Raw genomic sequence first — 1,804 nt, forward strand, 5'->3', positions numbered from 1 at the left:
GCGTGAGATTGGCCGACTTCGTGAAATCGCATTCAGAGCCGTGGGTGAAGGTACCGGTAAACGTCGCGATACCGATAAATATGATAATCACTATTTTCATTTAGTGTTATGGGATAAAGATGAATTAGAAATTGTTGGTGCCTACCGTTTTGCCAGTGCAAAAATGATCCATGACACCGTTGGTGAAAATGCTTTATATAGCCAATCACTCTTTGAATATCGCGATGCGTTCGCCCCTTATTTTGATCAAGGCCTCGAACTTGGTCGCAGCTTTGTCCAACCTAAATATTGGGGTCGCCGAAGTTTAGAATATTTGTGGCAAGGTATTGGTGCGTTTTTGATTAAAAACCCGCAGTATCGTTACCTCTTTGGGCCCGTGTCGCTAAGCGATAGCCTGCCGGTACCAGCCAAAGAGATGTTAGTGTTTTTTTACCAACATCACTTCGCTACTAAACACGTTTTAGCGACTTCATTTAATTCATATCAATTCACCGACGAACGTCAGCATCAATTACACCAGTTATTCAATGGCAATGACTATGCTGATAATTTTAAAATACTCAAACGGACGCTATCGAATATGGGTGTATCAGTACCGACGTTATTTAAGCAGTATGGCGAATTGTGCGACAACAATGGCGTACAGTTTCTCGATTTTGGTATTGATGCAGAGTTTGGCGACTGTATCGATGGTTTAGTATTAGTCGACATTCATCAGTTAAAGCCGATTAAATATCAAAAATACTTGGCGGGACATTTACCCGAAAACAAAATTGCATCTTGACCAAATACAAGCTGCTAAGCTTAATAAGAGGTTGTCATTAGGCGTTAAATGATTGTTACACTGATGTTTATCTGATATAAAAGTATAAATACGTGGAGAATCGCTTATGACAACTTCTACTGAAATGTTAGCTGAGACATTACCTGATACCCCGACTAAACATATCTGTGTCGCGGACATCATGACTACGCGAGTGGTTACCATTGAAATGGATGATCGGTTAATACTGGCAAAAGAAATTTTCGACAACGTCAGCTTCCATCATTTATTAGTGGTTGATAACGAGCAACTGAGTGGCATATTGTCTCATCGGGACTTTCTACGAGCGCTCAGTCCTAATATCGGTACCGCTGCTGAATTAATGCGAGACACTGAAACCCTGCAAAAAAGAGTTCATCAAGTCATGACTCACAATCCATTCACCATCGCCCCTCATTGCGATATCAATCAAGCAACCAAGCTTATTTTAGACCACGATATAGGATGTTTACCGGTATTAGACAACAATGTCATCGTGGGCATTATTACTTGGAAAGATCTATTGAATGCCTATTACGTTAAGTAAATGGTTAGCTTTTCATTTATGTAATCGTTAACAAAAAAACAACCTGTCTGTTACTACAGTATTTTTGAACGGCCCTTTTAAGCTGTCGTTTAGTTCGAATACTCATCGTATAAGTTCCGTATATTAACCGTATAATCTGACATTCAATCTGCTGCTTTATTTATCATCAACCGCTAATGTTGAAGTGCCGAAAAAACACATTTTGGCAATAGCCTTTTCAAAAAATAAATATTACTAAGCCTGCCAACTAGATAGCTTCATTTCGTAAATTGTTCATATTTATATGCTGGAAAATGTCACATTACTCTGCTTTTATTAGACACAGGGCTCGTGGCTATCATGTGATAAGGACTGCATTATGATTAAGTTTACATACCACCTCAATCAAGACAATATTGAGTTGCAAGCGAGTAATTGGTGCGGACTAGAACGGGTATTTATTAATGGTAAAGTGG

Annotated in this window: 2 protein-coding genes; both read left to right on the top strand. The window is 39.1% G+C overall.

Annotated elements, in window-relative coordinates; translation table 11 throughout:
- A partial coding sequence (locus tag CXF78_RS16255; protein WP_145991510.1) for a GNAT family N-acetyltransferase occupies positions 1-784 on the top strand: 784 nt, incomplete at its 5' end.
- Positions 785-890: 106 nt separating this feature from the next.
- On the top strand, positions 891-1,349 hold the full coding sequence (locus tag CXF78_RS16260; RefSeq protein WP_082707290.1) for a CBS domain-containing protein: 459 nt from the start codon (positions 891-893) through the stop codon (positions 1,347-1,349).
- Positions 1,350-1,804: the final 455 nt, after the last annotated feature.

The organism is Shewanella sp. 11B5 (assembly GCF_002836795.1).
GTDB lineage: Bacteria > Pseudomonadota > Gammaproteobacteria > Enterobacterales > Shewanellaceae > Shewanella > Shewanella frigidimarina.